Origin of the sequence: Alishewanella sp. WH16-1 (assembly GCF_001441695.1) — a bacterium.
In the GTDB taxonomy this organism is placed as follows: Bacteria; Pseudomonadota; Gammaproteobacteria; order Enterobacterales; family Alteromonadaceae; genus Alishewanella; species Alishewanella agri.
On record NZ_LCWL01000115.1, the window covers coordinates 1 to 3360 of the forward strand.

4 protein-coding genes are annotated in these 3360 nt (G+C 39.7%); 1 reads left to right on the forward strand and 3 read right to left on the reverse strand.

Translation table 11 applies throughout. The annotated features are described in order from the left end of the window. The first annotated feature begins 51 nt into the window (after positions 1 to 51). Complete coding sequence (locus AAY72_RS12190) at positions 52 to 618, forward strand: hypothetical protein (protein ID WP_057787803.1); 567 nt, start codon at positions 52 to 54, stop codon at positions 616 to 618. Between the two features lie 900 nt (positions 619 to 1518). On the opposite strand, the gene AAY72_RS16755 is transcribed toward AAY72_RS12190, so the two are convergent. The 3 genes from AAY72_RS16755 to AAY72_RS16965 form a co-directional block, all read right to left on the reverse strand. Beyond that, a complete protein-coding gene (locus AAY72_RS16755; RefSeq protein WP_156411329.1) occupies positions 1519 to 1698 on the reverse strand; it encodes a hypothetical protein in 180 nt (59 codons plus the stop codon). A gap of 86 nt (positions 1699 to 1784) precedes the next feature. Next, a complete protein-coding gene (locus AAY72_RS12200; RefSeq protein WP_057787807.1) occupies positions 1785 to 2030 on the reverse strand; it encodes a hypothetical protein in 246 nt (81 codons plus the stop codon). Next, positions 2031 to 3360, reverse strand: a 1330-nt coding sequence (locus AAY72_RS16965; protein WP_231728962.1) for an RHS repeat domain-containing protein, incomplete at its 5' end; no start/stop codon positions are given. It abuts the gene before it with no gap.

Below are 3360 nucleotides of genomic sequence, written 5' to 3' on the forward strand. Positions count from 1 at the left end.
TTAAAAATGGGATGATTACCGAAGGATTCGCTTAGTACACTAAGAGTAGCAATGAATAGTTGGTTTCATCCGGTTTTAGGTAATCATGAATCATTCATTCTTACCTACGATGAGAAAAATGCATATAAGAAAAGTCTTTGGCACGCTAATGGTGGTGATTGGTGGGAATTAATTTCTGATCTAGAAAAAGAGGAAGTTATTAATATCATAAAGACTAGATACTCTTTAACGGCTACAGTGCAAACAGAGATTGGTTATGTAGGTATAGTTCATGCGGATTATCCCTATAATTTCTGGGGTGAAGATATTGATATAAATGATTTTAATTTTCTTAAAAGGATTCTTTGGGGAAGAGAAAGATTAAACAGAAGCGAAGACGAAGTAATACAAAATATAGATTTGGTTGTGTCTGGACATTCTCCTGTACTTACCCCAGTTTTGAAAGGAAACAGCCTTTTTATTGATACAGGATCTGGTTATGAACCTTCAAATCGAATTCCAAACCCTTGTCTCACAATAGGATTTTTTAAAAACAATTCTTTTTTTTACTTTTCATTAAGTAATAATTTTAAGCAAGATGGTCAAATAGACCTTTCTAAATTACTACAACCCGAATGACAGAAGCTGAACGGAACCTTCATTTGCGGATTAGATTCATCTGAAAATAAGCATCGCGGTATGATGCAGTGAAATTGCATAATCTAAATTCACTGCATGCCATCTGCCGCACTCACCACAAAACACGACAGACTATATTCCGATGTTTGGCCTTACCGAGGCCCCGACAAAACACAAATCATGATCCCAATGCGAATATTTAACCATTACCATGTAAACATAGCCGGAACCATCAATGCCTATAAACAACTATACCAAAAAGCGATACAACGCGGCCTTGTGAACAAAACAGATGAGGATGAACAAAAATTTTATAACTTTATCTGTCACACCGAGATTCAGCAGCTAACAGACATCCTTTATCAAGACGCACCTATCCCGGATAATTTTTTTGATTTAAAACACCTATTATTTGAACGCACTTTAAACCGCAAATGACAGCAGCCTGATCAGCATTAAGCAGCAGAGCTGATCAGCCGTTGCCAGCAGAAAAGATCAATTTGTGCAGCAACGCCACATGCTGGCGCTGCACCCAACTGCCCGCCTTGCTGTTTTAAACTGACCACTTCTACTGGAAAGCGCTGACCAGGCTGCTGGTGGTTTTGCTTATTTTGAACAGAGAGCTACTCTTTTAACAAGCGCCAGCACTTCTGTTCAAAATCAAGTCCTAAGACGGGAAACATCTTGCAACTACTGCGTGATGATTAGTTGTCTTTTTTAAATATCAACCTAAAGTTTGTAACTAATATGACAAGCTGCATAAAAACAAAACATATACGAATACTTCAAATCCTTTATACAAACCATATTCAAAGGCTTTGATGCCACCGATGAACGAAGACAGTAAGAAATATACTATTTCTAATTTTATGAAGTATATGGCTTTATAGCTAAAATTCATCATTGTTTCTCTATTTCTTTTTGAGCAACATTCGTGACCACATCAGCAGCCAATTTTCCTGCCTCAGTAAAACCAGAGGTCGTTGCTGCTGCCTGAGTATTACCAACCATTGAGCTTCGAGTTGTATTCGTAATTGATGAATTTAATCCACCAAACCCTTTTTCAAGGGTCGATGCCACAGAGTTTGAAAGTTTTGCGCCAACTCCAGCACTAGTTGCACCAGCAGCCGCAAAAACGACTTCAGAGATTTATATTGCCATTACTTTCAATCACTTTTTTGGTTATGTTCATGTATCGCGTACCAAAAAGAAATCAATATACCTGTTGGAATAATTACTAGTGAAACCCATGCAAAATTATATAAAGAAAAATTTTCAAAACCACCACTCATCAACGCTTTAAAAAAACCTAGAAAATATATCCCCCCCAAAATTAAAAGTGAATAAATCTTGGTGTCTTTAAGTATTTTTTCATTTTGATAGTAGTATTTAAGCTTACTTAAAAATTTCATTTACAGCTTTTCCTTTATATCATTTGAAACCTGTTCATTAATTAAATTCGTCACGCCACCAGAAACTACACCATCAAGTGTTTCAGTTAAAGCATTAGACTCTTTACCCATTGCACTGACTGTATTACTGATTTTTTGGGAAATAGCTCCTCCAGCTGCTTTTCCTGGACCTGCCAAGCTCAAGACAGCTCCAACAGCAGCATCTCTATTAATCTGCTGAGTACTGTTTCCATCAGCAGAACTATTGATTGCCGATACAGCTCCACCAGTTGTAGCTGCTGTTCCCGCTACTACTATCGAAGCAGCACCTTTCTCAATTACTGATGCCGAAGCAGTAAATACCCCCTTATATACAGAAGATATTCCACCTGTAACCGCACCTGCGGCTGCACTAACACCAACTTTTCCCCAATTTATATCTTGACCTGATAATGTTTGTGCAACTAATTCAGCACCAGCGCCAATCACAGCACCTAAAATTGCTTGGATAAACTGCCCATCAGGGTCACTATACTTATACGGATTATTATTCGCATAAGCATACCGGTTAAAGCCCATCGTAGGATTGCCGCGTTGCATATGCCCCTGAAAATCTACCGGATCATTCGAATAAAACCGGCCGATAATTGGGTCATAATACCGCTGCTGCATATAAGTTAACTGCAGGTCGTTATCTTCTACATGGCCGGTATAACCTGGCTCATCCGATTGAGTCCGAGGGTCTGCATACTTGGCTACGAGCTGGCTGCCTAAGTAGTAATAGTCGGTATAACCATTACTTTCATAGGTACTCATCAATACTCCAGCGCTGTTATACAGACTATAGGTTTTTGCGCCGTTTTTGTTCTTGACGATTCTGCGGCCATGGCCGTCATATACATAGCTGTTTGTGCCGGAGCTGGCTAATCGGTTTGCTCGGTTAAAAGTGAAAGTACGTAATCCGTTACTCGCAACATTGAAGCGGCTGTCATAACTAAAGCTTTGATTTAGGCTGCCGCTGATACTCGCCAAACGATTATTGGTATCATAATTGTAAATAATATCCTGTGTACCGAGTGTCTTGCGGGTGATATTGCCTACCGTATCGTAATTAAAGCTGCCGCTTCCCCAAAACCCGTTCGCAGTTTTAAGACGCCCTAAGCCATCGTATGTCATATTGGTGACGCTATTCGCCGGCGTCACAGAGTCCAATATCGCAGTAAGGTTACTGTTATCATCGTAGCTGTATTGCTGAGACAACATATCGCTGGTTTTTCTGACGCGTCTTAGCTCTGGTCGCTGTTGCGCATCCAAGGTTTGATTAAACGTCTGCATATTTTCACGCATGGCG

Excerpts from the sequence above, each read along its gene's own strand:
- AAY72_RS12190 (WP_057787803.1), top strand. The coding sequence starts at position 52 with ATGAATAGTTGGTTTCATCCGGTTTTAGGTAATCATGAATCATTCATT.
- AAY72_RS12200 (WP_057787807.1), bottom strand. The coding sequence starts at position 2,030 with ATGAAATTTTTAAGTAAGCTTAAATACTACTATCAAAATGAAAAAATA.